Consider the following 24,303-nt stretch of genomic DNA (forward strand, 5'->3'; position numbering starts at 1 on the left):
CCGAATCGCCGGCAAGCAATACAGAAAACAGCTGCTTCAATAATCGCTCTGGTTCCTGGCCTCATAGGCGCCGGCTTACGCAGCTGCGTCCTCCGGCTTACGCAGCTGCTGAATGGAACGATATGTAACGAAAGGGAACGGTTTTCGTGCCCATTGCGCGACAGTCTGCAGAAATGATGGCGATCACCGTCTGCCGGTTGGCGAAGGCTTGGAGCCGGACGCTAGAGATGCAGCAATCATATCGAGGGTGCGTGCAGAACGATGGTCCAGCGGCGGATCGGGCAATCGTCTTTACCACCTGAGGCGATGACGGCATTGCCGCGGGCAGGCGGCGCAGATCGGGCGGGGCATGATGACGGCAATTGCGAATCGGGCGAACAGCTTCCGAGCCTTTCATTGCGTCCGTCTCGGTCTGATGGCCTTCATCGCCGCCTTCTGCTTCCTCGCCACAAGCGCGAACCCGGCCGCCGCAGCTTCCGTCGCGACACTGTCGAGCCTGAGCCTGAGCGTGGGGACACTCGATCCGGTCTTCTCGCCGGGGGTGACCAGCTACAGCGTCAATGTTCCAAACCTGACCACGACGATGACGGTAACGCCGACGGCAACCGACTCCGGCGCCACGATCAAAGTCAACGGTGTGTCGGTCGCCTCCGGCGGCAGTTCGAAGCCGCTCGATCTGAGCGTGGGCGTCAACACGATCGAGATCGTCGTCACGCCGACCTCGGGACTGCAATCGACCTATACGATTGCGGTCACCCGCCTTAAGCCCTTTCTGATTGCACCCGCCGCGGCCACGACATTTTACGCCCCCCTCGGTGCGCCGTACCAGACCCAGATCACGGCCAGTGGTGGACTTGCGCCCTACAGATTCGAGCTTCGCAGCGGCAGCGATAATTTCGCGAGCCTGTTCAGCGTGTCGACGGATGGCATCCTGTCGGGAACCGCGACCATCTCCACCACCTGGACAATTTCAGTGCTGGCTACCGACGCGCTGGGAAGCACGTCGATAGGCTCCTACAATATGGTCTCGCTGAAAGACGGCGAAGCGTTCGCCGTCAGCCCGGCTGAAGGCCTTCTCAGTCAGGGCAGCGTCGGCTCGGCTTACAGCGTTCGCTTCAGTGTGAACCCAGGCTCCGCCTCGGATCTCACGCCCTCCATAGCCTCCGGAAGCTTGCCGCCCGGCCTCACCATCAGTCTCATCGGCACGAGGCTGGCGATCAGTGGCACGCCGACCGCGCCCGGCCGCTACACCTTCGTTGTCAAGTTCAGCAAGGTCGACAGCGCGATATACCGGGAATATACGATCGCGGTCGATCCGACCTCGGATGCTCGCCTGTCGGGCCTCAACTTGAGCGCCGGCAGTCTCACCCCGACCTTTGCCTCGGGCACGACCAGCTATAGCGTCGACGTTCCCAATGAAACGACAACGACGACGGTGAGCCCGACAGCCGTGGATGCCGGCGCCGCGATCAAGGTCAATGGCACGCCGGTGGCGTCAGGCGCCACCTCCGGCGCGATACCGCTCGATGTCGGCGCCAATGCGATCACAGTCGCGGTTGCGGCGTCGGACGGGGTGACGAGCGAGACCTATACGGTGACGGTCAACCGCGCCGCTCCGGCATCGACGGATGCGGCGCTGTCGAATCTGGGCCTGAGCGTCGGCAGCCTTGATCCCGTCTTCGCATCGGAGACGACGCGTTATAGCGTCAACGTTCCCTATAAGACGACCACGATGATGGTGACGCCCACGGCCACAGATGCCGGCGCGACCATCAAGGTGAACGGCACATCGGTCACATCAGGCGTCAGCTCGGGGGCGCTCGCTCTGAGCGTGGGCGTCAACACCATCGAGATCGTCGTGACGCCGACCTCGGGACCGCCATCGACCTACACGATCGCCGTCACGCGTCTGGAGGATCTCGACCTCACACCCGCTGTGTCAACGGTATTCACGACCAAGGTCGACACGCCGTTTCAGACCCAGTTCACTGCGAGCGGCGGGCTTGGACCCTACACATATGAGCGTGTCAGTTCGTCTCTTTTGCCGGCAAGTATGTTCAGCGTGTCGGCGGATGGCGTCCTGTCGGGAACCGCTTCGATCGCCGCCTATTGGCCATTCTCGGTGCGGGCCACCGATGCGCTGGGCAGCACAGTCGTGCACAGCTACACTTTGGCATCGCTGAAAGATGGCGAGGCTTTCGGTGTCAATGTCCCTGAAGGGCTGCTGTCTCAGGGTAGTGTCGGCGCGCCTTACGGCGTTCGGTTCGGGGTAAGCACCGGCGTCGTTTCGAGCGTTACGCCATCGATCTCTTCCGGGAGTTTGCCCCCCGGCCTGACGATCACGCGCGTCGGGGAGAGGATGGCAATAGATGGAACGCCGACTGAGCCCGGCCGCTACACATTTGTCGTCAAGTTCAGCAGGACCGACAGCGAAATATTCCGACAATATACGATATTGGTGGATCCGGCCTCTGACGCCAGCCTTTCGGACCTGAGCTTGAGCGCCGGCGCATTGGAACCGGCCTTCGTCTCGTCAACGACGGGCTACAGCGTCGACGTCCCGAACGAGACCGCGGCCACCACGGTGACGCCCACGGCGAGGGATGACGGCGCGACGATTACGGTGAACGGCTCGCCGGTTACCTCTGGAGGTAGTTCCGGCGCTATCAGTCTCGATTTGGGCGCCAATACCATCACGGTCGCGGTAACGGCCGAGGACGGGGTGACGAGCGAGACCTATACGGTGACGGTCAACCGCGCCGCGCCGGCATCGACGGATGCGACGCTGTCGAATCTGGGCCTGAGCGTCGGCAGTCTCAGCCCGGCCTTCGCATCCGGCACCACGAGCTACAGCGTCATGGTTCCGTATCTGTCCGCGACGATGACGGTCACGCCGACAGCGACGGACGCCGGCGCGACGATCACGGTCAACGGCACGTCCGTTACCTCTGGAGGTAGTTCCGGCGCAACCAGCCTCAAGGTCGGCGCCAACACGATCTCCATCGTCGTCACGCCGCGCTCCGGCCCACAAACCACCTATACGGTCGTCGTCACGCGGCTCGCTCTCATGGGGATGACCTCGAGCGGCAGCTCCACCTCGAACTTCACCGGAAAAGTGGGTGTGCCGGTCGAGATCCAATTCTCCGGCTACGGCGGATTGGCACCGTATACCTATGAGTTCGTATCGTCGACCCAACTGCCCGAGAACACATTGAGCCTGTCGGCGGATGGCGTCCTGTCAGGGCCAATTCCCATCTCCACCTATTGGACGTTCTCCATCCGCCTCACCGACGCGCTGGGAGACACCTATCTCGGGCAATATACTTTTGCAGCCTTGGCCGATGACGAGACGTTCACCATCAGGCCGCCGGAAGGCCCGTTGCCTGAGGGTCATGTCGGCGTTCCCTACCAACTCCCATTGGTGGCCATGCCGGGCGGCTTCTCCGACATCACGCTATCCATATCTTCGGGAAGCATGCCGCCTGGTCTGGCCCTGGCCGGCGCCGCATCAAGGCGGTCGATCGCGGGAACACCCACCGCGCCGGGCTCATACAGCTTTGTCCTCAAATTCAGCAAGACCAGTGGCGATCTATACCGGGCCTATACGGTCCTCGTCCGTTCGACCTCGGATGCGACTTTGTCAGACCTGAGTCTGAGCGCCGGCGCGCTTGAGCCAGCCTTCGCTTCGGGTACGACGAGCTATAGCATCGACGTGCCGAACGCGACCGCGACCACGACGGTGACGCCCACGGCAACGGATGTTGGGGCCACGATCACGGTCAACGGCACGCCGGTCAGCTCAGGCAGCAGTTCCGGCGCGATCGACCTCGATGTAGGCGCCAATACGATCACGGTCGTGGCGACGGCCGAAGATGGCGTGACGATCGAGACCTATACGGTGACGGTGAACCGTGCGGCGCCGGCCTCGACGGATGCAACGCTGTCGAGCCTGAGCCTCAGTGCCGGCGCGCTGGAACCAGCCTTCGCTTCGTCCACCACGAGCTACAGCATCGATGTGCCGAACGAGACCGCGACCACGACGGTGAGCCCGACGGCAACGGATGCTGGGGCCACGATCACGGTCAACGGCACGCCGGTCACCTCGGGCGGTAGTTCCGGCGCGATCGATCTTGATGTCGGTGCCAATACGATCACGGTCGCGGTCACGGCCGAGGACGGGGTGACCATCGAGACCTATACGGTGACGGTGAACCGTGCGGCGCCGGCCTCGACGGATGCGACGCTGTCGAGCCTGAGCCTCAGTGCCGGCGCGTTGGAGCCAGCCTTCGCTTCGTCGACGACGAGCTACAGCATCGACGTCCCGAACGCGACGTCGACCACGACGGTGAGCCCGACAGCGACGGATGCCGGTGCGACGATTGCAGTGAACGGAACGCCCGTCACCTCCGGCAGCAGTTCGGGCGCCATCAGCCTCGATGTCGGCGCCAATACGATCACGGTCGTGGCGACGGCCGAGGATGGGGTGACGATTGAGACCTACACGGTGACGGTGAACCGTGCGGCGCCGGCCTCGACGGATGCGACGTTGTCGAGCCTGAGTCTGAGTGCCGGCGCGCTGGAGCCAGCCTTCGCTTCGGGTACGACGAGCTACAGCGTCAATGTTCCGTATTTGGTGGCGACCATGCGCGTGACGCCCACGGCGACCGATGCCGGCGCCGTCATCACGGTCAACGGAACACCGGTCACCTCGGGCAGTAGCTCTGATGCGCTCGACCTCGCTGTGGGGGCCAATACGGTCGAGATTGTCGTTACGCCGGTCTCGGGACCGACATCGACCTATACGGTCATCGTCACGCGCCTGGCGGCGCTCGTCATCGCGCCCGACTTGTCAACGGTATTCACCGGCCAAGTTGGAACACCGTATCAGACACAGTTCACAGTCAGCGGTGGCGTTGCGCCCTACACTTTCGCAATTTTCGGCTCGTCTCAATTGCCGGCAAGCATGTTCAGCCTGTCGGCGGATGGCGTCTTGTCGGGCACCCCGACGATTGCGACGACCTGGCCGTTCTCGGTCTTGGCCACCGACGCGCTGGGCAGCACGGTGGTGGGCTCCTATAGTTTTGCCGCGCTGGCGGACGGAGAAGCGTTCACCGTCACGCCGGCCGCGGGGCTTTTGCCCGACGGAAGTGTGGGCTCGGCCTACACCGTCCGGTTTACCACCCGTCCTGGCGTGACTTCGGATGTCACCCCTTCGATATCGTCCGGAAGCCTCCCGCCCGGCCTGACATTCGGATTCGCTGGCACAAGGCTGTCGATAGCGGGAACACCAACCGCGCCCGGCCGCTATACATTCGTAGCCAAATTCGGCAGGGCGGACGGCGATATCTATCGGGAATATACGATCGCCATAGATCCGAACTCGGATGCCCGCCTGTCGGGCCTCAGTCTGAGCGCGGGCGCGCTGGAGCCGGCCTTCGCCCCATCCACCACGCGCTACAGCATGGACGTGCCGAACGAGACGGCGACCACAACGGTGACGCCGGTGGCGGCTAATGCCGGCGCAACGATCGCGGTCAATGGCGCGCCGGTCGCCTCGGGCGGCAGTTCCGGCGGGATACCTCTCGACGTCGGCGCCAATACGATCACGGTCGAGGTCGCGGCGTCGGACGGCGCGACGAGCGAAACCTATACGGTGGCAATCAACCGCGCCGCACCCGCCTCAACGGATGCGACTTTGTCGGACTTGAGTCTGAGCGCCGGCGCTTTGGAGCCAGCCTTTGCCTCGTCCACGACGAGCTACAGCATCGACGTGCCGAACGCGACGTCGACGACAACGGTAAGTCCGACGGCAACGGATGCTGGGGCCACGATCACGGTCAACAGCACGCCGGTTACCTCTGGAGGTAGTTCCGGCGCGATCGACCTCGATGTCGGCGCCAACACGATCACGGTCGTGGCGACGGCCGAGGATGGGGTGACCAGCGAGACGTATACGGTGACGGTGAACCGCGCCGCTCCGGCCTCGACGGATGCAACGCTGTCGAGCCTGAGCCTCAGTGCCGGCGCGCTGGAGCCAGCCTTCGCTTCGGGTACGACGAGCTACAGCATCGACGTGCCGAACGCGACGTCGACGACAACGGTAAGTCCGACGGCAACGGATGCTGGGGCCACGATCACGGTCAACGGCACGCCGGTTACCTCTGGAGGTAGTTCCGGCGCGATCGACCTCGATGTCGGCGCCAACACGATCACGGTCGTGGCGACGGCCGAGGACGGGGTGACCATCGAGACCTATACGGTGACGGTGAACCGTGCGGCGCCGGCCTCGACGGATGCAACGCTGTCGAGCCTGAGTCTGAGTGCCGGCACGCTGGAGCCAGCCTTCGCTTCGTCCACCACGAGCTACAGCATCGACGTCCCGAACGCGACGTCGACCACGACGGTGAGCCCGACGGCGGCGGATGAAGGCGCCACGATCACGGTCAACGGAACACCTGTCACCTCCGGCAGCAGTTCGGGCGCCATCAGCCTCGACGTCGGCGCCAACACGGTCACGGTCGCCGTGACGGCCGAGGATGGGGTGACCAGCGAGACCTATACGGTGACGGTGAACCGCGCCGCTCCGGCCTCGACGGATGCGTCGCTGTCGAGCCTGAACCTCAGTGCTGGCGATCTTACCCCAGCCTTCTCCGCGTCCACGACGAGCTACAGCGTTGACGTTCCGAACGCGACGTCGGCGACAACGGTAAGTCCGACGGCAACGGATGCTGGGGCCACGATCACGGTCAACGGCACGCCGGTCACCTCTGGAGGCAGTTCCGGCGCGATCGACCTCGATGTCGGCGCCAACACGATCACGGTCGTGGCGACGGCCGAGGACGGCGTGACGATCGAGACCTATACGGTGACGGTGAACCGTGCGGCGCCGGCCTCGACGGATGCAGCGCTGTCGAGCCTGAGCCTCAGTGCCGGCACGCTGGAGCCAGCCTTTACTTCGTCGACGACGAGCTACAGCATCGACGTCCCGAACGCGACGTCGACCACGACGGTGAGCCCGACCGCGGCGGATGCCGGGACCACGATCACGGTCAACGGCACGCCGGTCCGCTCCGGCAGCAGTTCCGGCGCCATCAGCCTCGATGTCGGCGCCAACACGATCACGGTCGTGGCGACGGCCGAGGATGGGGTGACCAGCGAGACCTATACGGTCGTCGTGACGCGCCAGACGGCCTCGACGCTCGTGATGACACCAGCCAGCGGGTCCCGGCTGCCGCAAGCCATGGCCGGCGAAGACTATTCCTTCGCGATCACCGCGACCGGCGGGGTCGGGGCTGTCCTGTTCCAGACCGTGGGCGGCGCGTTGCCGGACGGCATGATCCTCAACGTATCGACCGGCGCACTGTCCGGTCCGCTCGGCGACAACACCGAAGGGGACTACAGCTTTACGATCCAAGCCAGCGACAGGAATGGCAATACGGCGACGGCGAGCTACCAACTGACAGTCGGGGATCGGGTCGTCACGGTTTCGGACTATGAAATCACCGTGCCGGAAGGCGAAGCGCCGCCGAACTTGGATTTGACCCGTGGCGCAACTGGGGGGCCATTCCTCGATGCGCGGATCGTCTCGGTGCAGCCGCGCAATGCCGGCGAAGCCAAGATCGTCGATACGCAATATGCGCAGGCCAGCGGGTCCACGCCGCTGCAGTTCTATCTCAAGTTCATCCCCAATCCGGCCTATTCTGGCCAGGCCAGGGTGACGTTCCAACTCACCAGTTCGCTGGGCACCTCCAATGTCGGGAGTGTCACCTATAATCTAAGCTATGACCGCGTCGTGGTCGCGGCCGCGATCGACACTCTGGTGCGCGGCTTCGTGCAGACGCGACAGAACCTGATCGCCTCGACGATCAAGGTGCCAGGACTGGTCGAGCGTCGCCGCATGGCGACGGCGACAAGCGCCACGTCGTCGGACCTGTCGCCGTCCTATGATGGCCTCAGCTTCAACTTTTCCACCAGCCTGAGCCAGATCACGGCAGCCACCAGCGCAGGCGATCGCCCGGCCGGCGCGGCGGCCTATTCGGCGCCCTTCAACATGTGGATCGACGGAACGTTCGCGGTCCATAATCGGGAGGAGAACGGCAACCAATGGGGCAGCTTCGGCATGGTGTCGGCCGGGGCGGACTATCTGGTCAGCGAGAAGGCTCTCGTGGGCCTATCCTTCCACTTCGACCGGATGACCGATCCGACCAATGGGGATGACCAGATCACGGGCAATGGCTGGCTCGCGGGGCCCTATGCTTCTTTCGAAGTCGGCAGTGGCGTCTATTGGAATGCGAGCCTGCTCTATGGCGGCTCTTCGAATTCGATCGAAACCGATTTCTGGGATGGATCGTTCGACTCGCGGCGCTGGCTGCTGGACAGTTCGATCGATGGTGAGTGGCAACTCGACGACGTCACCACCGTCACGCCGAAACTGCGGGCCGTCTATCTCAATGAGGACGTCCCTGACTATGATGTGCAGAACGGCATTGGCAACCTGTTGGCTGTTCAGGGCTTCGCGACCGAACAGTTGCGGGTCAGCCTCGGCGCGGAAATCACGCGGCAGTTCGCGCTCGGGGATGGCTCCCTTCTCGCGCCGAAACTGGGTCTCACGGGCGGCTTCGCGGGGCTCGATGGTTCGGGCGCCTTCGGCCAGATCTCTGCGGGGCTGAGCCTCAACACGCCGACCGCCTGGACGGTCGATGGCGGGTTCCTCTTCAACATCGAAGGTGACGGCCAGATGGCGGTCGGTGCAAAAGCCGGCGTGGGGGTGAAGTTCTGACGTGTGGCCAAACGACGTCTGGCCCGGAGCCGCGTGGTCCAGGGGAAGCGCGGCCCGGAATGGTGTTTCTTGCCGTGGATGCCGCATTGCGGCTGAAAACGCCATACCACGCGCTTCGTGCATCGGGTCGAAGCCCGTTCCACGGGCTCACCAGACGCGATGTTTTCGAACACCAAACATCCCGCAAGGCACGAGTTCATGGCTCGGAAGACCGAGGCCAGGGATACGGTGCCAAATATCGGAAGGTATAATTGGTGGAGCCGAGGGGAATCGAACCCCTGACCTCTGCAGTGCGATTGCAGCGCTCTCCCATCTGAGCTACGGCCCCGTCGCTGAGCGACGGGCGCCATTTAGGGTGTGGCGCCCATCGCTGTCAAGCTTCTGCTCCTGCCTCATTTCGCATGCGGCGAGCGGGTTGCAGGGCGGTCGGTGCGCGGCTACATGAAGGGACGTCCGCTTCCTCCGCGATTGCTACCGGGAACCCAATGCGCGCCATTCTCGACGTCGTCATGATCGCCCTCAACCTCTATTGGTGGATCGTGATCGCCAGTGCGATCTTCAGCTGGCTCTATGCCTTCGGGGTGGTCAATCCTCGCAATCAGGTCGTCTCGTCGATCGGCAATTTCCTCTACCAGGCGACAGAGCCGGTATTGCGGCCGATTCGCCGTGTGGTGCCGACGCTAGGTGCCATCGACATCTCGCCGGTCATCCTGCTGCTCGGCGTCATCCTGATCCAGCAGGTCATCATCCGCTACATCTACCCCTACGTCTTTTGAGCGACCGATTCTTCCGCTGCGTGGCGGATGGCGCGCTGCTCGACGTGCGGCTGACCCCCAGAGGCGGGCGCGACCAGATCGATGGCGTGGGCACCCTGTCAGACGGCCGCCGCGTGGCGCTGGCGCGCGTGCGCGCCGTTCCGGAGAAGGGGGCGGCCAATGCGGCGCTCGAACTACTGGTCGCCAAGTCGCTCGATTGGCCGCGTTCCGCGGTGAGCGTCGTCGCGGGCCACACGGCGCGGCTGAAGACCGTCCGCCTCGTCGGGGATGCCGTGGAACTCGCTCGTAGGCTGGAGGCGCTCGCCCTGAAGGGCTGAGCGCTCAGTGCGTATAGAGCCCGCGCAGCGAGCCTTCGCTCCAATGGATATCGGCGATGCGCCAGCCCTTGGCCGTTCGCACCATATCAATGTCGATCGCCTTTGCCTCGCCCATATTGTCGAAGGTGACATGGCCGGACGCGCTGTCCGGTCCGCTGGCATCGGTGGTGGCCTTGAGATTGGCGAGGTCCCAATCCTGGGCGTCGACGAAGGGATCGCCGTTGAGCTCCGGCAGATCGTCGACTTCGGCCGCCTGCGCGGCGTCGTCATTGATGAGTTTGGCCAGCGTCGGCTCGAAATAGCGTTCCACCGTCGCTGGGTTGTCGAGCGGCACGCCCATGCCGCCCTCGCCGGTATAATGGCTGTAGATTTCGGCCAGGAAAGCCCCGGCGGTCTCTGCCGCCAGGGCCGGTGCCGTTGCCAGTGGCGCGGCTGCAAGGAGGGTCAGGACGCTGCGCCGCGTGGGGTCCACGGACGTCAGGCCTTCTTGGCGCGCTCGATCGCGTCGACGATCAGCGATTCGGCCTCGGCGAGATCGCCCCAGCCTGTGATCTCGACCCACTTGTTCTTCTCGAGATCCTTGTAGTGGCGGAAGAAGTGCTCGATCTGCTGCAGCGTGATCTCGGGCAGGTCCTTGTAGCTCAGGACCTTCTCGTAACGCCGCGTCAGCTTGTTCGACGGCACGGCCAGGATCTTCTCGTCTTCGCCGCCCTCGTCGCGCATCTTCAGCACGCCGACCGGGCGGCAGTTCATGATCGCGCCGGGGACGATCGCACGCTGGTTGGCGACGAGCACGTCTATCGGGTCACCGTCACCGCAGAGCGTGTGCGGGACGAAGCCGTAATTGCCGGGATAGCGCATCGGCGTATAGAGGAAGCGATCGACGTAGAGCGCGCCGGCTTCCTTGTCCATCTCGTACTTGATCGGTTCTCCGCCGACGGGAACCTCGATGATGACGTTGATATCCTGCGGGGGATTCTTGCCGATCGGAACAGCATCGATGCGCATGAAAGATTTCCTTGGGTGAGAACGAGGCTGTCTTAAGCGGGGCGCCCGTCATCGGCAAGGATGAATTGTTGCAGCGCGTCGAAGGCCGTGCGGCCGTCGCTTCCGAGCGCGGCCTCAGCCGCGCGCAAAGGCGAAGGCGACCTTGGCCAGGGTGGCGTTGCCGAAGCGTTCGCTGCCGCGCGCCACCTTGCGTCCACCGGCGTTCTTGTAGAAGCGGCAGGCGCCTTCATTGTCGGCGAGGGCCCAGACGACGGCGGAATCGAAGCCATGGCGCAGAAGTTCCCGCCGCGCCGCCAGGAAGAGGCGCGAGCCGAGGCCGACGCCCTGATATTCGGGCCTCAGATAGATTTCATAGACTTCGCCGCGCTGGATCAGATTGCGCGCCCGGTTCGGACCGAAGGTGGCATAGCCGACCACGGCGCCGCCGACATCGATCACCAGAATGCCGGTTCCGCGCCGAATGGCGCGATGCCACCAGTTCGGACCGCGCCGCACGATCATGCGGGTCAGTTCGCGTGCGGGGATCAGGCCGTTATAGGCCTGACGCCAAGCACTATCATGGACTGCGGCTATCGCTTCCGCGTCACTCGCTTCAGCCCGGCGGACACCGATCGACAGAGTGCTCATGTCGATCAAGATAGGACCGCTTTTCGCTTCGCGGAAGAGGGTTTGTCGCAGTTTGGAAACGCTCTTTGGAACGAAGTGGCCGGGACGTCACAGCAGCGCTTTCACGCCAGCGCGACATCCCGGGCCATTTCGCTCGATCAGGCGGTCTTGCTCGAACGATCGGCGCGCTTGCGCTCCGTCGGATCGAGGATCGTCTTGCGCAGGCGCACGGATTTCGGCGTCACTTCGACGAGTTCGTCGTCCGAGATCCAGGAGAGCGAGCGCTCCAGCGTCATGCGGATTGGCGGGGTGAGGCGAACCGCCTCGTCCTTGCCGGCCGAACGGACGTTGGAGAGCTTCTTGCCCTTGAGGACGTTGACCTCGAGATCGTTGTCGCGCGTATGCTCGCCGACGATCATGCCCTCATAGACCTTCCAGCCGGGCTCGATCATCATCGGGCCGCGATCTTCCAGGTTCCAGAGCGCATAGGCGACGGCCTCGCCGGATTCGTTCGCGATCAGCACGCCGTTGCGGCGGCCGGCGATCTCGCCCTTGTAGGGAGCATAGGCGTGGAACAGGCGGTTCATGATCGCCGTGCCACGCGTATCGGTCAGCAACTCGCCCTGATAGCCGATCAGGCCGCGCGTCGGGGCATGGAAGACCAGACGCAGGCGATCGCCGCCGGAGGGGCGCATCTCGATCATCTCGGCCTTGCGTTCGGCCATCTTCTGCACGACGACGCCGGAATGCTCCTCGTCCACGTCGATGATGACTTCCTCGATCGGCTCCAGCGTCTGGCCGCTCTCGTCCTTCTGGAAGACGACGCGCGGGCGCGAAACGCCGAGTTCATAGCCTTCGCGGCGCATGTTCTCGATCAGGATGGCGAGCAGCAATTCGCCGCGGCCCGACACGATGAAGGCGTCCTTGCCGGCCGATTCCTCGATCTTCAGCGCGACATTGCCTTCCGCTTCCTTCATCAGGCGATCGCGGATCATGCGGCTGGTGACCTTGTCGCCTTCGGTGCCGGCGAGCGGGCTGTCATTGACCATGAAGGTCATGGAGACGGTCGGCGGATCGATCGGCTGGGCGGCGATAGGCTCGTTGATCGAGGGGTCGCAGAAGGTGTCGGCGACGGTGCCCTTGGTCATGCCGGCAATCGCGACGATGTCGCCCGGGACGCCTTCCTCGATCGGCTGGCGCTCGATGCCGCGGAAAGCGAGGATCTTCGAGACGCGGAAGCTCTCGACGGTCGAGCCGTCCTGCGACAGGACCTTCAGCATCTGCGTCGGCTTGACCGTGCCGGACGTGATGCGGCCCGTGATCAGGCGGCCGAGATAGGGATTGGCTTCCAGAAGCGTGCCGATCATGCGGAACGGACCGTCCTCGACATGCGGCTCCGGAACGTGCTCGAGCACGAGGTCGAAGAGCGGCGCCATGCCGGCGTCATGCGAGGCGTCAGGCGAGCGGCCCATCCAGCCCTGCTTGGCCGAACCATAGAGGATCGGGAAATCGAGCTGCTCGTCGGTGGCGTCCAGGGCGGCGAAGAGGTCGAAGACCTCGTTCACGACTTCCTGGATGCGCGCGTCGGGCTTGTCGACCTTGTTGATCGCGACGATCGGCTTCAGGCCGACCTTGAGCGCCTTGCCGACGACGAACTTCGTCTGGGGCATCGGGCCCTCGGCCGCATCGACAAGAACGATCACGCCATCGACCATATTGAGGATGCGCTCGACCTCGCCGCCGAAATCGGCGTGGCCGGGGGTGTCGACGATGTTGATGCGGACATCCTTCCAGACGATCGATGTCGCCTTGGCGAGAATGGTAATTCCGCGCTCTTTTTCGATGTCGTTCGAGTCCATGACACGTTCAGCGACGCGCTGATTGTCACGGAACGAGCCCGACTGCTGCAGAAGCTTGTCGACCAGCGTGGTCTTGCCATGATCGACGTGCGCGATGATGGCGATATTGCGTAGGGTCATTTGTGAATCCGAATAGGCGGCGGCGCCGAGAGGAGCTCGTCACGGCCGGTCGATTTTGCGGCGCAAAATGCTCGAAACGCTTTGAAAACGCAACCTCGATCGAACATGACGCCGATATTGGCGATCCGGGGTCATGTCCTGAAGGTTACAGGGCGTTCAATTTGCGCGCATACGTTGATCACGTTATTGACTAGAAAAATCAAATTCTATATTATATGGACAACGTATAATCTGTATAGGGGTGTCACCTTTTGGCTGCGACCATAGAAGATCCGCTTGGTTTTGTCCTGGTCGACGTCGCGCGATTGTTGCGCAGACGCTTCGAAAAGGCGTTGGAAAATGGCGGGCTCGGTCTAACGGTCGCAGAGGCGCGCACGCTCGCCTTCATCAGCCGACGTCCCGGGCTTCGTCAGTCGACGCTGGCGGACGAGCTCTGTGTCGAGCCGATGACGCTGGTGGGCTTTCTCGATCGGCTTGAGGCTGCAGGCCTCGTCGAGCGCATCCCCGACCCGGCCGATCGTCGGGCGAAGCTGATCCGCCTGACGCCCAATGCCGCCAGCATGGTCCGACGCATTCGCACGATCGGCAAGTCTGTCCGCGAAGACGCGGAACGCGGCATTGATCCCGAAGTCGTCGAAACGTTGCGCCTCACCTTGCTCCGCATGCAGGACAACATCCTGACGAGCACTGAAGTCGTCTCCTGAATCCTGACCGCACGGGCTGCGGCGTAGCGCGTGGCGCTGCCGACATGGACTATGGCTGGTCCGTGAAGGTGAGGGAATCCGATAGGCGCGCCGCGGCGAGCGACGCGGCAAACCGTCGGTACAGCAAGGGATCGGCTTCCACGAAGCCCCCGGAGAAGCCTGCCTCGACGGCGTCATAGGCTTCCGGCGCAGAGGCCTGCAGGCTAAGCAGCGTCTGGAGGATCGCGGCGCGTGCCTCGGGTGGCAAATCGGTTCTCACGACATGCGGGCCGAACGGAACCAGGTCCGATTGCCAGATCAGCCGAAGCGGGGGCAGGGGTTCGGCTCCATCGACCGGAATATTGCCGAGAGGACCGCTGCCAGAGGCCCGGCTCATCGGGTCAGGCGCGGTCGACCAGGCAACCGCAAGATCGGCCTCGCCGGCAGCCAGCGTGTCCAATGCCGCCTTCGCGTCCTTCGTCTCAATGATGCGAGCGAAATACTCATCCGGCTCGATACCTTCGGATGCGAGTCCGGCAAAAGGCGCAATCCGGCCCGACAGCGAATCGCGGGCGCCGATCGCGAGCCGCGCGCCCTTGGCGTCAGCGAGCGTGCGGATCGGGCCATCCTCCTTCGCTACGATCATGGCGCGAAAACCACGCGAGCCGGCATCGGTGACCGGCTGGGCAATCGGTTCGCCGCAGTGGCAGCGCTCATCTAGCGCGACAAAGGCCAACGACGACAGGATCGCATATTGGATGCGCCCGCTCGCTTCGGCCTCGATCAGCGCGCTGTAGCTGCGAGCGGGGAAGAGCTCCACCGGCACAGCCAATCCAGATTGGAGCTGCCACCGAAAGCTCTCCAATCGTGTGACCGCATAGGATGGATTCTCGCCTGCCAGGAAGCCGACCCGCAGGACCTTCAGATCATCGCGCCAGCCGGCCGCGGCGGGCTGGGAGAAGATGATCGCCGCGGCGATCATCGAGCCGACGAACGATGCGGTGCGGCGCATGAAATCTCCTCAGTCCGTCAGTCTGGCGAGAAGGCGGGATCGCGTTGCCTCGTCGACAAAGGCTGCTTCGACGGCGGTCCGGTTGATTTGAGCGAACTCGGCCTCGTCAAATTGCTGGTCGTGCTCGAGCCACTCATATTCCGCGCCGATGGACGAGCCGAAATAGGGCGGATCGTCGGAACTCACCGTGACCCTGACGCCCGCCTCCATCAGTCTGCGGAAGGGATGGCTGGCAATATCGGGGTAGAGGCCGAGCGCAACATTCGAGCCGGGGCAGAGCTCCAGCACGACCCCCTCGCTCACAATGCGTTCGACCAGCGCCGGATCCTCGATCGCGCGGACGCCATGCCCGATGCGGCTTATGTTCAAATGGTCGAGCGCCGCGCGCACGCTTTCCGGGCCGCAAAGTTCCCCGGCGTGGGCCGTGAGCCCGAGACCCGCTTCGCCCGCGATCCGGAAGGCATCGATGAAGTCGCGCGGATGATGCATCCGCTCGTCGCCGGCGACCCCAAATCCAGTGACCAGCGGATGCGGCTCATTGGCGGCGATTTCCGCGGCGGCGCGCACACGGTCCGGTCCGAAATGGCGCACGCCAGTGGCGACCATGCGGCCGACGATGCTCGTTTCAGCCTCGGCGTCCAGAATGCCCTGAGCGAGCCCGCCGACATAATCCGCATAACTGAGGCCGGAGGCGAAGCCATGGTCGACCGAAATGAAGACCTCGCCGTAGATCGCGCCCTCGGCTGCGATGGAGGTGAAATGGGTGAAGGTCAGGTCCCGGAAGTCCTCCGGCGTCCGAAACACGGCCGAGGCCTGGTCATAGGCCCCGAGGAAGGAGCTGAAATCATGCCAGAGGAACTGGCCCTCCGCGTCGAAGAGGCCGGGAAGATCGATACCGTTCCGTGCCGCCACGCGTTGCACCAGCGCGGGAAACGCGGCGCCTTCGACATGGCAGTGCAGTTCCACCTTGGGGCGAAGGACGCTCATGCTCCGCGCCTCGCGCAGTCACGGACTGTCGCGGCCGAGGCCGTGCGAAAGGTTGCGGGGAGGGGGGTGGAACGAATCGGTCGGGTGCAGCACATGGCGCTGAAGGCTCCTAAGGGGCGGCAAGTTTAGGACGGGCCGACGGCAGCGGGCAAGATCATGCCAGTTCAGGGCCGATCGGCGGGGACAAAGTGCTCCCGATCACGGCAGACGTTTGCAGCGCGAAAGCGGCGCGCTAGTTTGTGCCATCCAGCAAGAGAGGCGAGCAATGAACAGCGTAACGGTGATCAACCATCCCCTGGTCCAGCACAAGCTGACCATCATGAGGGACAAGCACACCTCGACAGCCGGTTTCCGCCAGCTTCTGCGCGAGATCGCGACGCTGCTCTGCTACGAGGTCACGCGCGATCTCGAACTGACGACAACCACGATCGAGACGCCGCTCGCCGAGATGAAGGCGCCGACGCTCGCCGGCAAAAAGCTCGTCTTCGCCTCCGTGCTGCGAGCCGGCAACGGACTGCTCGAAGGCATGCTGGATCTGGTGCCGGCGGCACGTGTCGCCCATATCGGGCTCTATCGCGATCCCAAGACCCTGACGGCCGTGGAATACTATTTCAAGGCGCCGGACGATCTCGATGAGCGGCTGACCGTCGTGGTCGATCCGATGCTGGCCACCGCCAACTCGGCGATCGCGGCCATCGACCGGCTGAAGGAGCGCGGCGCCAAGGATATCCGCTTCGTCTGCCTGCTCGCCGCGCCTGAGGGCATCAGTCGCTTCCATGGCACGCATCCCGACGTGCCGGTCTTCACCGCATCGATCGACAAGCAGTTGAACGACAAGGGCTATATCATCCCGGGCCTCGGCGATGCGGGCGACCGGATGTACGGCACCAAGTGATAGAAGGACGTGATCCAGGACTGTTTGCCGAGGCCGCCGGTCAGGCGGCCGCGGCCTGGGTCACTTCTTCCGTGATGACGGTGAACTGGACGAGCGCCGCACTGCCGAAGCTGTTGGTGATGGCGACATCGGTTGCATCACGACCACGCGCCATGACGATGCGCCCGATGCGCGGCTTGTTGTGGCGCGCATCGAATGTGTACCAGCGACCGCCCAGATAGGCCTCGAACCAGGCGGAGAAATCCATCGGGGCCGGGTCATGCGGCACGCCGATATCGCCGAGATAGCCGGTGCAATAGCGGGCCGGAATGTTCATGGCCCGGCAGAACGCGATCGAGAGATGGGCGAAGTCGCGGCAAACGCCCGTTCCTTCGTTATAGGCTTCGAGTGCCGTCCGCGTCGGGCGGGCCAGTGGATAGCTGAAACGAAGATGACGATGCACATAGTCGACGATCGATTGAACGCGCGTCCAGTCGGCGGGGAGATGGCCGAAGATCGACCAGGCCAGGTCTCCCAACCGATCGGTCTCGCAATAGCGGCTGCCGAGGAGGTAGACGAGGCATTCGGAGGGCAGCTCCTCGACCTTGTGGATCGGTGCATGCGGCACCACGGGATCAGGGACGCCGGGGTCGGCGATCAATCCGTCAGCCTGCAAATGCGTTCGTCCCTGCGGCAGCACGGCGCGGCTGACGCGATTGCCGAACCCGTCGACATAGCTGTCGATGGCGATGCCGCGATCCGACCGCAGCGTATCCGGGCGGATCAGGTTGCCTTCGCGCGACGGATGGACGCTGAGCGCCATCAGGGTCGGGGTCGGTTGCTGGCAGTCAAAGGCTATGTCGAAACCAATGCGAATGTGCATGTCATCCTCTCGAAGTGCTGAAACATTGCAGGCTCAATGTCGGAGGATGGTTGTGTGTTCCCGAAAGACGTGCAGCCTCTCGTCAGGGCAGGCTCCTGCGCCTAGATAGGACGGATGATGTTCTCAGCCGAAGAAGTCGAGCGCTATGCACGCCATCTGGTTCTCGCCGAGGTCGGCGGTCCGGGTCAGCAGAAACTGAAAGCGGCCAGCGTTCTCGTTGTCGGTGCCGGCGGGCTCGGTGCTCCCGTGATCCAATATCTCGCGGCCGCCGGTGTCGGCCGGCTCGGCGTGGTCGATGACGACGTCGTCTCGCGTTCGAACCTGCAGCGACAGGTCCTGTTCGACACTGCCTCGATCGGCTCGGCCAAAACGGAAAGCGCCCGCGACGCGGTTTCGCGCCTCAATCCCCACGTCACGGTGATTCCTCATCCTGTTCGTCTCGACGCCGGAAACGTCGACGAAATCCTCGCAGGCTATGACGTCATCGCCGACGGATCGGACAATTTCGAGACCCGGTTCCTTCTCGCCGATCGCTGCGAGGCGCTGCGGAAGCCGCTGGTCACGGCGGCCGTGGGCCGTTTCGACGGTTCGATCACAACCCTGTTGCCTTGGGAAAACACAGATGGCCGCGCCAATCCGGGCTATCGCGATCTCTTCCCCGCGCCTCCGCCGGCTGGCCTGCTGCCCAATTGTGCCGAAGTCGGCATATTGGGAGCGCTGGTCGGATTTGTCGGCAGTCTGCAGGCGACCGAAGTGCTGAAGCTCATCCTCGGCATCGGCGAACCTCTCATCGGCCGATTGCTGCTCGTCGACGCCCTGTCGATGCGCTTCGAGACGATCCGCTATCGCCGCCGCTGATGGTTCGCCGGAAACTGATGCGAAGACATCAACGCCGCGGCACCGGCATTCATAGCGATGATGAGCACAGACAGCGGGTCGAGAAGACGGCGCGGCCGGGCTTCCGCTTCGGTCGGGGCCTCGATTTCCTCGAACCGGTCGCGATACATGGACTTGAAGAAATAGCTGGCGGGAATCATGGTTAATCCTCTCGATTCAGAGATAATGAATCGATTCAATTTGTGTTCAGCCGGACGCTTTGAACCGGTTCAATCTAGGCTTGAGTGGATACGCCGTCAAGGGGAATTTGAACCGATACAAGCAATGAGGTAGCGTCGGATGCCAAGGGGATGGACGTGAAGCGAATGATCAAGCTCTCGGATGTGGCGAAGGCTGCCGGCGTGTCGCAGGGCACGGCTTCGAACGTCTTCAACAGGCCGCAGATTGTTCGGCCGGAAGTGCGGGAAAAAGTCGAAGCGGTCGCCCGGGAGCTCGGCTATTCCGGTCCTGATCCGAAAGGCCGCCTGCTTAGGGCCGGAAAGGTGAATGCGATCGGGGTCGCGACTGCCGAGCCGCTGTCCTATTTCTTTGACGATCCGTTCGCGCGCGTTCTGATGTCGGGCATTTCCGAAGCGCTCGATGTGCATGGCGCCGGCATCTCATTGGTCTCGTCAGCCAATGACGAGAAACTCGCCTGGAACATCCAGAGCGCCATCGTGGATGGCTTCATTCTCCTTTGCATCGAGGGTGGCAATCGTCTTGTAGAGCTGACCCGCGATCGGAAATTGCCGTTTGTCGCGCTGGAACTCGATACAGACGACGAGACGATCGCCCAGATCGGCATTGATGATTTCGACGGAGCGCGCCGTATCGCCGAACATGTCGTCGATCTGGGGCATCGAGAGATCGCTGTTCTGTCGCTGCAACTGGTCGACGATCGAACCGGCCGCGTTACGCCCGACCAGATCGACACCGCGATCTACTCCGCAACGCGGGATCGTCTTCGCGGCTATTTCGCATCGCTCAAGGCCGCCGGGATCGATACGGATGCCGTCCCGGTCTATGAGACCGAGAACGATCGCAAGAGCGTCAACGCCGCGCTCGAGGCACTCTTCGATGGCAGTGCAACCCATCCGACCGCCTTGATCGCCATGTCGGACCGCGCCGCGCTGTTCGCGATCGAGTGGCTGCGGGGCAGGGGAGTGGCCGTCCCGGAGGACGTATCGGTGGTCGGTTTCGACGGCGTGCCAGAAGGCGCCTTCTCGGACCCGCCGCTCACGACCGTGACGCAGCCGATCGCGGCCATGGGTCGGCTGGCGGTCCAGATGATCCTCGAGGGGCCCAGCATGGCGCGTCGTCAGATGCTCGATGTCGAGTTGACGATTCGCGCTTCGACCGCGCCGCCGCGCGTACTGGGAGCGTGATCAGAGCATCGAAGGCAGCACGCGGTCCGGCGGCTTGTGACCATCGAAGAAGGCGCGGATGTTGATCAGCACCTTTTCGCCCATCTCGATGCGGCCTTCGATCGTGGCGGATCCCATATGGGGGAGCAGCACGACCTTGCCCTTGGCGGCGAGGCGCAGCAGCTTCGGGCTCACGGAAGGCTCGTGCTCGAATACGTCGAGGCCGGCCCCGGCGATCGCATCGGCCTCGAGCAGTCGCGTCAGCGCCGCCTCGTCGATGACTTCGCCGCGTGACGTATTGACCAGATAGGCCTCTGGCCGCATCAGCTTCAGCCGGCGCTCGGAGAGCAGGTGATAGGTGCCGGGCGTGCGTGGGCAATTGACGGAGATGATATCCATGCGCGCCAGCATCTGGTCGAGGCTGTCCCAGTAGGTTGCCTCCAGAGCCTCCTCGACCTCGGGCGCGACCCGATGGCGGTTATGATAGTGGATCGAGAGACCGAAGGCCTTGGCCCGGCGCGCGACCGCCTCGCCGATCCGACCCATGCCGACAATGCCGAGACGCTTGCCGGAAATGCGGCGGCCGAGCATCCAGGTCGGTGTCCAGCCGGCCCAATCCCGGTCGACATCGAGCACGTGCGCGCCCTCGACCAGCCGGCGCGGCACGGCGAGGATCAGCGCCATGGTCATGTCAGCCGTGTCCTGGGTCAGCACGCCCGGCGTATTCGTGACGACGATGCCGCGCGCCAGGGCCGTCTCGACGTCGATATGATCGAAACCGTTGGAAAAGCTGGCGATCAGCCGCAATTGCGGCCCGGCCTCCGTGATCAGGGTGGCGTCGATGCGGTCGGTCACAGTCGGCACCAGCACGTCCGCTGTCTTCACGGCCTCGACCAGTTCGGCGCGGCTCATCGGCCGATCGTCGATGTTGAGCCGGGTGTCGAAAAGTTCACGCATCCGCGTCTCGACGGCGTCCGGCAGGCGCCGCGTTACGATGACGTGGGGCTTCTTCTTCATGGGACTGCGAGCCTCTCGTTGAGGGCGTGTTAACCACGGGCCGGTGAAACTGACCTCGACGGCTGGCATCGCCCTCCTGCGCTCGATCATACGCGAAGCGCATCGACAGATACGAGACTACCGATGCTTCAGCCTTCCGGAAAGATGGCGGTCCTTCAGGGCGGGCGGCGAAGAGGGATGGTGGCGGCGATGACAATGCGGGATATCGGGGTGAAGGCTCGGAAAGGTGCGGCGCTCAGCCGGCGCCAGATCGGGAAATGCCTCGGTCTGGCCGCTGCAACGCTGCTGGCGACGGCGCATGGTGGCGCGCAGGCGCAGGCCCAGGGTGCTGCGGGCGCCGCAACCAAGCTCGGGCCGAGCGGATTGCCGCTGCCGCGTTTCGTGTCTTTGAAGGCCGGCCGCGTCAATGTGCGCGTCGGGCCGGGGCAGGATTATCGTGTCTCCTGGGTGTTCACCCGCTCGGGCCTGCCGGTCGAGGTCGTGCAGGAATTCGACACCTGGCGCCGCATCCGCGATTCGGATGGAACGGAGGGCTGGGTCTTCCACAGCCTGCTCGTCAGCAAGCGCACGGCCGTGGTCGCGCCCTGGGAAACCGGTGACCCGCTCCCGATCCGCGCCGAGCCGAATGATGCGGCGGAGATCACTGCCTATCTGCAGCCGAAGGTCGTCGGCACCGTCACGGCCTGCGAGAACGGCTGGTGCCGATTGGTCGATTCGCGTTTCAGAGGCTGGATCCGCCAGGATCGGCTCTGGGGCGTCTATCCCGATGAGACGATCGACTGATCGACGAGCGATCCGCTCAAGCAAAAGGGCCCGACGGGGCCCTTTTTCATGTCGATCTGCTAACGGCGCCGATCTCGATCACGCATCCTTGCGGCGGAGTCGGACAATGATGTCCACACGGGCAATCTCCATGCCCGGCATCGGCTCGGGCAGATCCTCCACGCGGAGGTTCGACATCGGAATATCGACGACCTGATTCTCTCCTTCGATGAAGAAGTGATGATGGTCCTCGGTATTGGTATCGAAATAGGTCTTCGAGCCGTCAACGGCGACTTCGCGCAGCAGTCCGGCCTCGGTGAACTGGTGCAGCGTGTTGTAGACGGTCGCGAGCGATACCGGCACGCGGTGGCCCATGGCCTCTTCGTGCAGGCCTTCGGCCGAGATATGGCGGTTGCCCTCCGCAAAGAGGATTTCGGCGAGAGCGAGGCGTTGACGCGTCGGGCGCAGGCCGGCCGAACGCAACATCGTGCGAACTTCCGACACTTTCTTGTCGGCTGCTCGATTTGCCTTCCTGACCAGATCCATACGCATGCGTCGCCCGTCCATCCTCTTGCCGTGCACCATGCCCGGCATCCTGCGCACGCCTACCAGACGCGCGGTATACAATTCTAACCTAACTTTCTTGTGCAGGTTTAGCAACTGCTCCCTTCAAGATAAGGCCGATCGTGCCGTTCGAACAGAGGCGACACCGAAGCCGGAAGCCGGTCATCGGTGTCGCGGATCGCAATTTGCAGATCGTCAGGCGTTTTTGGGCTCGAGATCGATCGACCAGAGCGCGTTGTCGGCGGTATCGCGCAGCGTCACCGTCATGACACGGCTATCCGCCGCGATCGCCACATGGCCGAAGAACTGCAGCCCCGATGCGGGCGACAGATTGACCTGACCCTGCGGCGGCGCCTTCACGAACTTCACTTCCGGACCGAAGGTCATGTCGAGATCGTTCGGGCCGAAGGTGCCGGCATGGATCGGACCCGAGACGAATTCCCAGAACGGATCGAAATCCTGGAAGGCGGCCTTGTTCGGATCGTAGTAGTGCGCGGCGGTATAGTGGACGTCGGCGGTCAGCCAGACGGTGTTGCGGATCTTGGCCGCCTTGATGAAGCGCAGCAGGTCAGCGAATTCGAGCTCGCGGCCGAGCGGCACACCGGCATTGTTGTTCGAGACGGCCTCGAAGCCCTTGCCCTTGTTGTCGACGAAATTGTCCCAGACGACGAGCGACAGCGGCATGTCGGCGGCGATCACCTTCCAGGTCGCCTTCGAGGCCAGGAGCTCGCGCTTCAGCCAGGCGAGCTGCTCTGCGCCGAGGAACGCCGCGACGCCGCCTTCGACCGGCTCCAGATTGTCGCCATTCGGACCGCGATAGGTGCGCATGTCGAGCATGAAGACGTCGAGCAGCGGGCCATAGGCGATCTTGCGATAGACGCGCTGCGGCTCGACCAGCGTGGTCGCGATCGGCATGTATTCGTGGAACGCCTGCGCGGCGCGGGAGGCCAGGACGCGGATGTTCTTCTCGGTATAGGCGTTGCCGAGGACCTTCGAATCCGACCAGTTGTTCGTCACCTCATGGTCGTCCCACTGGGTGATGACGGGCACGTTCGCGTACAAGGCGCGGACGTTCTTGTCCATGAAGTTGTATTTGTACTGGCCGCGGAATTCGTCGAGCGTTTCCGCAACCTTGGACTTTTCCGGCGTGACGACGTTCTTCCACTTGGTGCCGTCGGGCAGGTCGACCTCGGCCTTGACCACGCCATCGGCATAGACGTTGTCGCCGGAGTGGATGAAGAAATCCGGATTGTGCTTCAGCATGGTCGAGTAGCCGATCATGCCGCCGGCATCCTCGTTGATGCCCCAGCCCTGGCCCACCGTATCGCCCGACCAGACGAACGAGACGTCGCGCAGGCCGGCCGGCGCGGTACGGAAATGGCCGGTCAGCGGCTCGCTCGCCGCGTTGACGTCGCCCAGATTGTTGAAACGGACGCGGTAGAAGATCTCCTGGTCGGCCGGCAGGCCCTCGGCCAGGATCTTCACGGTGTAGTCGCTGTCGGGCGCCGCATAGAGCGTCGGCAGCGCATGCGCGTCCTTGAAGCTCTCGGTCGTCGCCCATTCGAACACCGCCTGGGCCGGACGATCGGTGCGCGACCAGAGCACGGCGCGGTCGAAACCGACATCGCCCGACTGGACGCCATGCGTCACGACAGGCCGGTCGGCGGCGCGGCTGATGCCGGGCATTGCAAGGCTGCCGCCGACGGCGAGCAGGCCGGTGGCGGCGCTCGATTGAAGAAAGCGGCGGCGGGACAGCCGGTTTTCGGTCACGCGCAGGGCCATGGATCCATCTCCTCAGATATTGGAAGAGTTCCAG

The 24,303-nt window shown here is 63.7% G+C and carries 19 protein-coding genes and 1 tRNA gene; 8 read left to right on the plus strand and 12 right to left on the minus strand.

Annotation, left to right across the window (positions count from 1 at the left end; genetic code table 11):
• Positions 1-415: 415 nt before the first annotated feature.
• Positions 416-8,779, plus strand: a complete 8,364-nt coding sequence (locus tag QO014_RS15315) for a cadherin-like beta sandwich domain-containing protein (RefSeq protein WP_266349589.1) — start codon at positions 416-418, stop codon at positions 8,777-8,779.
• A gap of 252 nt (positions 8,780-9,031) precedes the next feature.
• On the opposite strand, the gene QO014_RS15320 is transcribed toward QO014_RS15315, so the two are convergent.
• Positions 9,032-9,107: transfer RNA gene (locus tag QO014_RS15320), tRNA-Ala, on the minus strand.
• A 157-nt stretch (positions 9,108-9,264) separates the two neighbouring features.
• Between QO014_RS15320 and QO014_RS15325 the strand changes: the two genes are divergently transcribed.
• Positions 9,265-9,555 carry a YggT family protein gene (locus QO014_RS15325; RefSeq protein WP_266349590.1) on the plus strand — a complete coding sequence of 97 codons (291 nt, stop codon included), beginning with the start codon at positions 9,265-9,267 and terminating at the stop codon, positions 9,553-9,555.
• 20 nt (positions 9,556-9,575) lie between these two features.
• Positions 9,576-9,872 carry a DUF167 family protein gene (locus QO014_RS15330; protein WP_266349591.1) on the plus strand — a complete coding sequence of 99 codons (297 nt, stop codon included), beginning with the start codon at positions 9,576-9,578 and terminating at the stop codon, positions 9,870-9,872.
• Between the two features lie 4 nt (positions 9,873-9,876).
• Here QO014_RS15330 and QO014_RS15335 read toward each other — a convergent pair whose 3' ends face one another.
• From QO014_RS15335 to typA, 4 genes are all read right to left on the minus strand, one after another.
• Positions 9,877-10,344, minus strand: a complete 468-nt coding sequence (locus QO014_RS15335; RefSeq protein ID WP_266349592.1) for a DUF3828 domain-containing protein — start codon at positions 10,342-10,344, stop codon at positions 9,877-9,879.
• 5 nt (positions 10,345-10,349) lie between these two features.
• A complete protein-coding gene (gene ppa / locus QO014_RS15340) occupies positions 10,350-10,880 on the minus strand; it encodes an inorganic diphosphatase (protein WP_266349593.1) in 531 nt (176 codons plus the stop codon).
• Between the two features lie 114 nt (positions 10,881-10,994).
• Positions 10,995-11,507, minus strand: a complete 513-nt coding sequence (locus tag QO014_RS15345; RefSeq protein WP_266349594.1) for a GNAT family N-acetyltransferase — start codon at positions 11,505-11,507, stop codon at positions 10,995-10,997.
• A 137-nt stretch (positions 11,508-11,644) separates the two neighbouring features.
• Positions 11,645-13,465, minus strand: a complete 1,821-nt coding sequence (gene typA, locus QO014_RS15350) for a translational GTPase TypA (RefSeq protein WP_266349595.1) — start codon at positions 13,463-13,465, stop codon at positions 11,645-11,647.
• 308 nt (positions 13,466-13,773) lie between these two features.
• Here typA and QO014_RS15355 point away from each other — a divergent pair, with 308 nt between their 5' ends.
• Positions 13,774-14,169, plus strand: a complete 396-nt coding sequence (locus tag QO014_RS15355; RefSeq protein WP_266349596.1) for a MarR family winged helix-turn-helix transcriptional regulator — start codon at positions 13,774-13,776, stop codon at positions 14,167-14,169.
• 49 nt (positions 14,170-14,218) lie between these two features.
• On the opposite strand, the gene phnD is transcribed toward QO014_RS15355, so the two are convergent.
• Both phnD and QO014_RS15365 read right to left on the minus strand, forming a co-directional pair.
• The gene (phnD, locus tag QO014_RS15360) at positions 14,219-15,160 is read right to left on the minus strand and encodes a phosphate/phosphite/phosphonate ABC transporter substrate-binding protein (RefSeq protein WP_266349597.1); all 942 of its coding nucleotides are present in this window, start codon (positions 15,158-15,160) and stop codon (positions 14,219-14,221) included.
• Positions 15,161-15,169: 9 nt separating this feature from the next.
• On the minus strand, positions 15,170-16,147 hold the full coding sequence (locus tag QO014_RS15365; RefSeq protein ID WP_266349598.1) for an adenosine deaminase: 978 nt from the start codon (positions 16,145-16,147) through the stop codon (positions 15,170-15,172).
• Positions 16,148-16,412: 265 nt separating this feature from the next.
• Between QO014_RS15365 and upp the strand changes: the two genes are divergently transcribed.
• On the plus strand, positions 16,413-17,042 hold the full coding sequence (gene upp / locus QO014_RS15370) for a uracil phosphoribosyltransferase (RefSeq protein WP_266349599.1): 630 nt from the start codon (positions 16,413-16,415) through the stop codon (positions 17,040-17,042).
• A 40-nt stretch (positions 17,043-17,082) separates the two neighbouring features.
• Here upp and QO014_RS15375 read toward each other — a convergent pair whose 3' ends face one another.
• Positions 17,083-17,904, minus strand: a complete 822-nt coding sequence (locus QO014_RS15375) for a transglutaminase-like domain-containing protein (RefSeq protein WP_266349600.1) — start codon at positions 17,902-17,904, stop codon at positions 17,083-17,085.
• A 114-nt stretch (positions 17,905-18,018) separates the two neighbouring features.
• On the opposite strand from QO014_RS15375, the gene moeB reads away from it, so the two are divergent.
• Positions 18,019-18,762, plus strand: coding sequence for a molybdopterin-synthase adenylyltransferase MoeB (gene moeB / locus QO014_RS15380; protein WP_266349601.1), 744 nt, complete (start codon positions 18,019-18,021; stop codon positions 18,760-18,762).
• Here moeB and QO014_RS15385 read toward each other — a convergent pair.
• Positions 18,747-18,941: a hypothetical protein gene (locus tag QO014_RS15385; RefSeq protein WP_266349602.1), complete on the minus strand. Its 195-nt coding sequence runs from the start codon at positions 18,939-18,941 to the stop codon at positions 18,747-18,749. The two genes, moeB and QO014_RS15385, sit on opposite strands and share 16 nt — an antisense overlap.
• Positions 18,942-19,106: 165 nt before the next feature.
• Here QO014_RS15385 and QO014_RS15390 point away from each other — a divergent pair, with 165 nt between their 5' ends.
• A complete protein-coding gene (locus tag QO014_RS15390; protein WP_266349603.1) occupies positions 19,107-20,165 on the plus strand; it encodes a LacI family DNA-binding transcriptional regulator in 1,059 nt (352 codons plus the stop codon).
• Here QO014_RS15390 and QO014_RS15395 read toward each other — a convergent pair whose 3' ends face one another.
• Positions 20,166-21,161 (minus strand): 2-hydroxyacid dehydrogenase, encoded by a 996-nt coding sequence (locus tag QO014_RS15395; protein WP_266349604.1) that lies wholly within the window; start codon positions 21,159-21,161, stop codon positions 20,166-20,168.
• Positions 21,162-21,371: 210 nt separating this feature from the next.
• Here QO014_RS15395 and QO014_RS15400 point away from each other — a divergent pair, with 210 nt between their 5' ends.
• Positions 21,372-21,944: an SH3 domain-containing protein gene (locus tag QO014_RS15400; RefSeq protein ID WP_370877153.1), complete on the plus strand. Its 573-nt coding sequence runs from the start codon at positions 21,372-21,374 to the stop codon at positions 21,942-21,944.
• A gap of 78 nt (positions 21,945-22,022) precedes the next feature.
• On the opposite strand, the gene irrA is transcribed toward QO014_RS15400, so the two are convergent.
• A complete protein-coding gene (gene irrA / locus QO014_RS15405) occupies positions 22,023-22,475 on the minus strand; it encodes an iron response transcriptional regulator IrrA (RefSeq protein ID WP_370877161.1) in 453 nt (150 codons plus the stop codon).
• Between the two features lie 207 nt (positions 22,476-22,682).
• On the minus strand, positions 22,683-24,269 hold the full coding sequence (locus QO014_RS15410) for an alkaline phosphatase D family protein (RefSeq protein WP_266349605.1): 1,587 nt from the start codon (positions 24,267-24,269) through the stop codon (positions 22,683-22,685).
• Positions 24,270-24,303: the final 34 nt, after the last annotated feature.

The sequence above is a fragment of the Kaistia dalseonensis genome (assembly GCF_030814715.1).
Taxonomy (GTDB): Bacteria; Pseudomonadota; Alphaproteobacteria; order Rhizobiales; family Kaistiaceae; genus Kaistia; species Kaistia dalseonensis.

Bases quoted from the DNA above. Each gene is read 5' to 3' on its own strand.
- QO014_RS15390 (WP_266349603.1), top strand. From the start codon at position 19,107: ATGATCAAGCTCTCGGATGTGGCGAAGGCTGCCGGCGTGTCGCAGGGC.
- ppa (WP_266349593.1), bottom strand. From the start codon at position 10,880: ATGCGCATCGATGCTGTTCCGATCGGCAAGAATCCCCCGCAGGATATC.
- QO014_RS15315 (WP_266349589.1), top strand. From the start codon at position 416: ATGGCCTTCATCGCCGCCTTCTGCTTCCTCGCCACAAGCGCGAACCCG.
- phnD (WP_266349597.1), bottom strand. From the start codon at position 15,160: ATGCGCCGCACCGCATCGTTCGTCGGCTCGATGATCGCCGCGGCGATC.
- QO014_RS15385 (WP_266349602.1), bottom strand. From the start codon at position 18,941: ATGATTCCCGCCAGCTATTTCTTCAAGTCCATGTATCGCGACCGGTTC.
- moeB (WP_266349601.1), top strand. From the start codon at position 18,019: ATGATGTTCTCAGCCGAAGAAGTCGAGCGCTATGCACGCCATCTGGTT.
- irrA (WP_370877161.1), bottom strand. From the start codon at position 22,475: ATGCGTATGGATCTGGTCAGGAAGGCAAATCGAGCAGCCGACAAGAAA.
- QO014_RS15325 (WP_266349590.1), top strand. From the start codon at position 9,265: ATGCGCGCCATTCTCGACGTCGTCATGATCGCCCTCAACCTCTATTGG.
- QO014_RS15375 (WP_266349600.1), bottom strand. From the start codon at position 17,904: ATGCACATTCGCATTGGTTTCGACATAGCCTTTGACTGCCAGCAACCG.
- QO014_RS15410 (WP_266349605.1), bottom strand. From the start codon at position 24,269: ATGGCCCTGCGCGTGACCGAAAACCGGCTGTCCCGCCGCCGCTTTCTT.
- QO014_RS15395 (WP_266349604.1), bottom strand. From the start codon at position 21,161: ATGAAGAAGAAGCCCCACGTCATCGTAACGCGGCGCCTGCCGGACGCC.
- QO014_RS15365 (WP_266349598.1), bottom strand. From the start codon at position 16,147: ATGAGCGTCCTTCGCCCCAAGGTGGAACTGCACTGCCATGTCGAAGGC.
- QO014_RS15345 (WP_266349594.1), bottom strand. From the start codon at position 11,507: ATGAGCACTCTGTCGATCGGTGTCCGCCGGGCTGAAGCGAGTGACGCG.
- upp (WP_266349599.1), top strand. From the start codon at position 16,413: ATGAACAGCGTAACGGTGATCAACCATCCCCTGGTCCAGCACAAGCTG.
- typA (WP_266349595.1), bottom strand. From the start codon at position 13,465: ATGACCCTACGCAATATCGCCATCATCGCGCACGTCGATCATGGCAAG.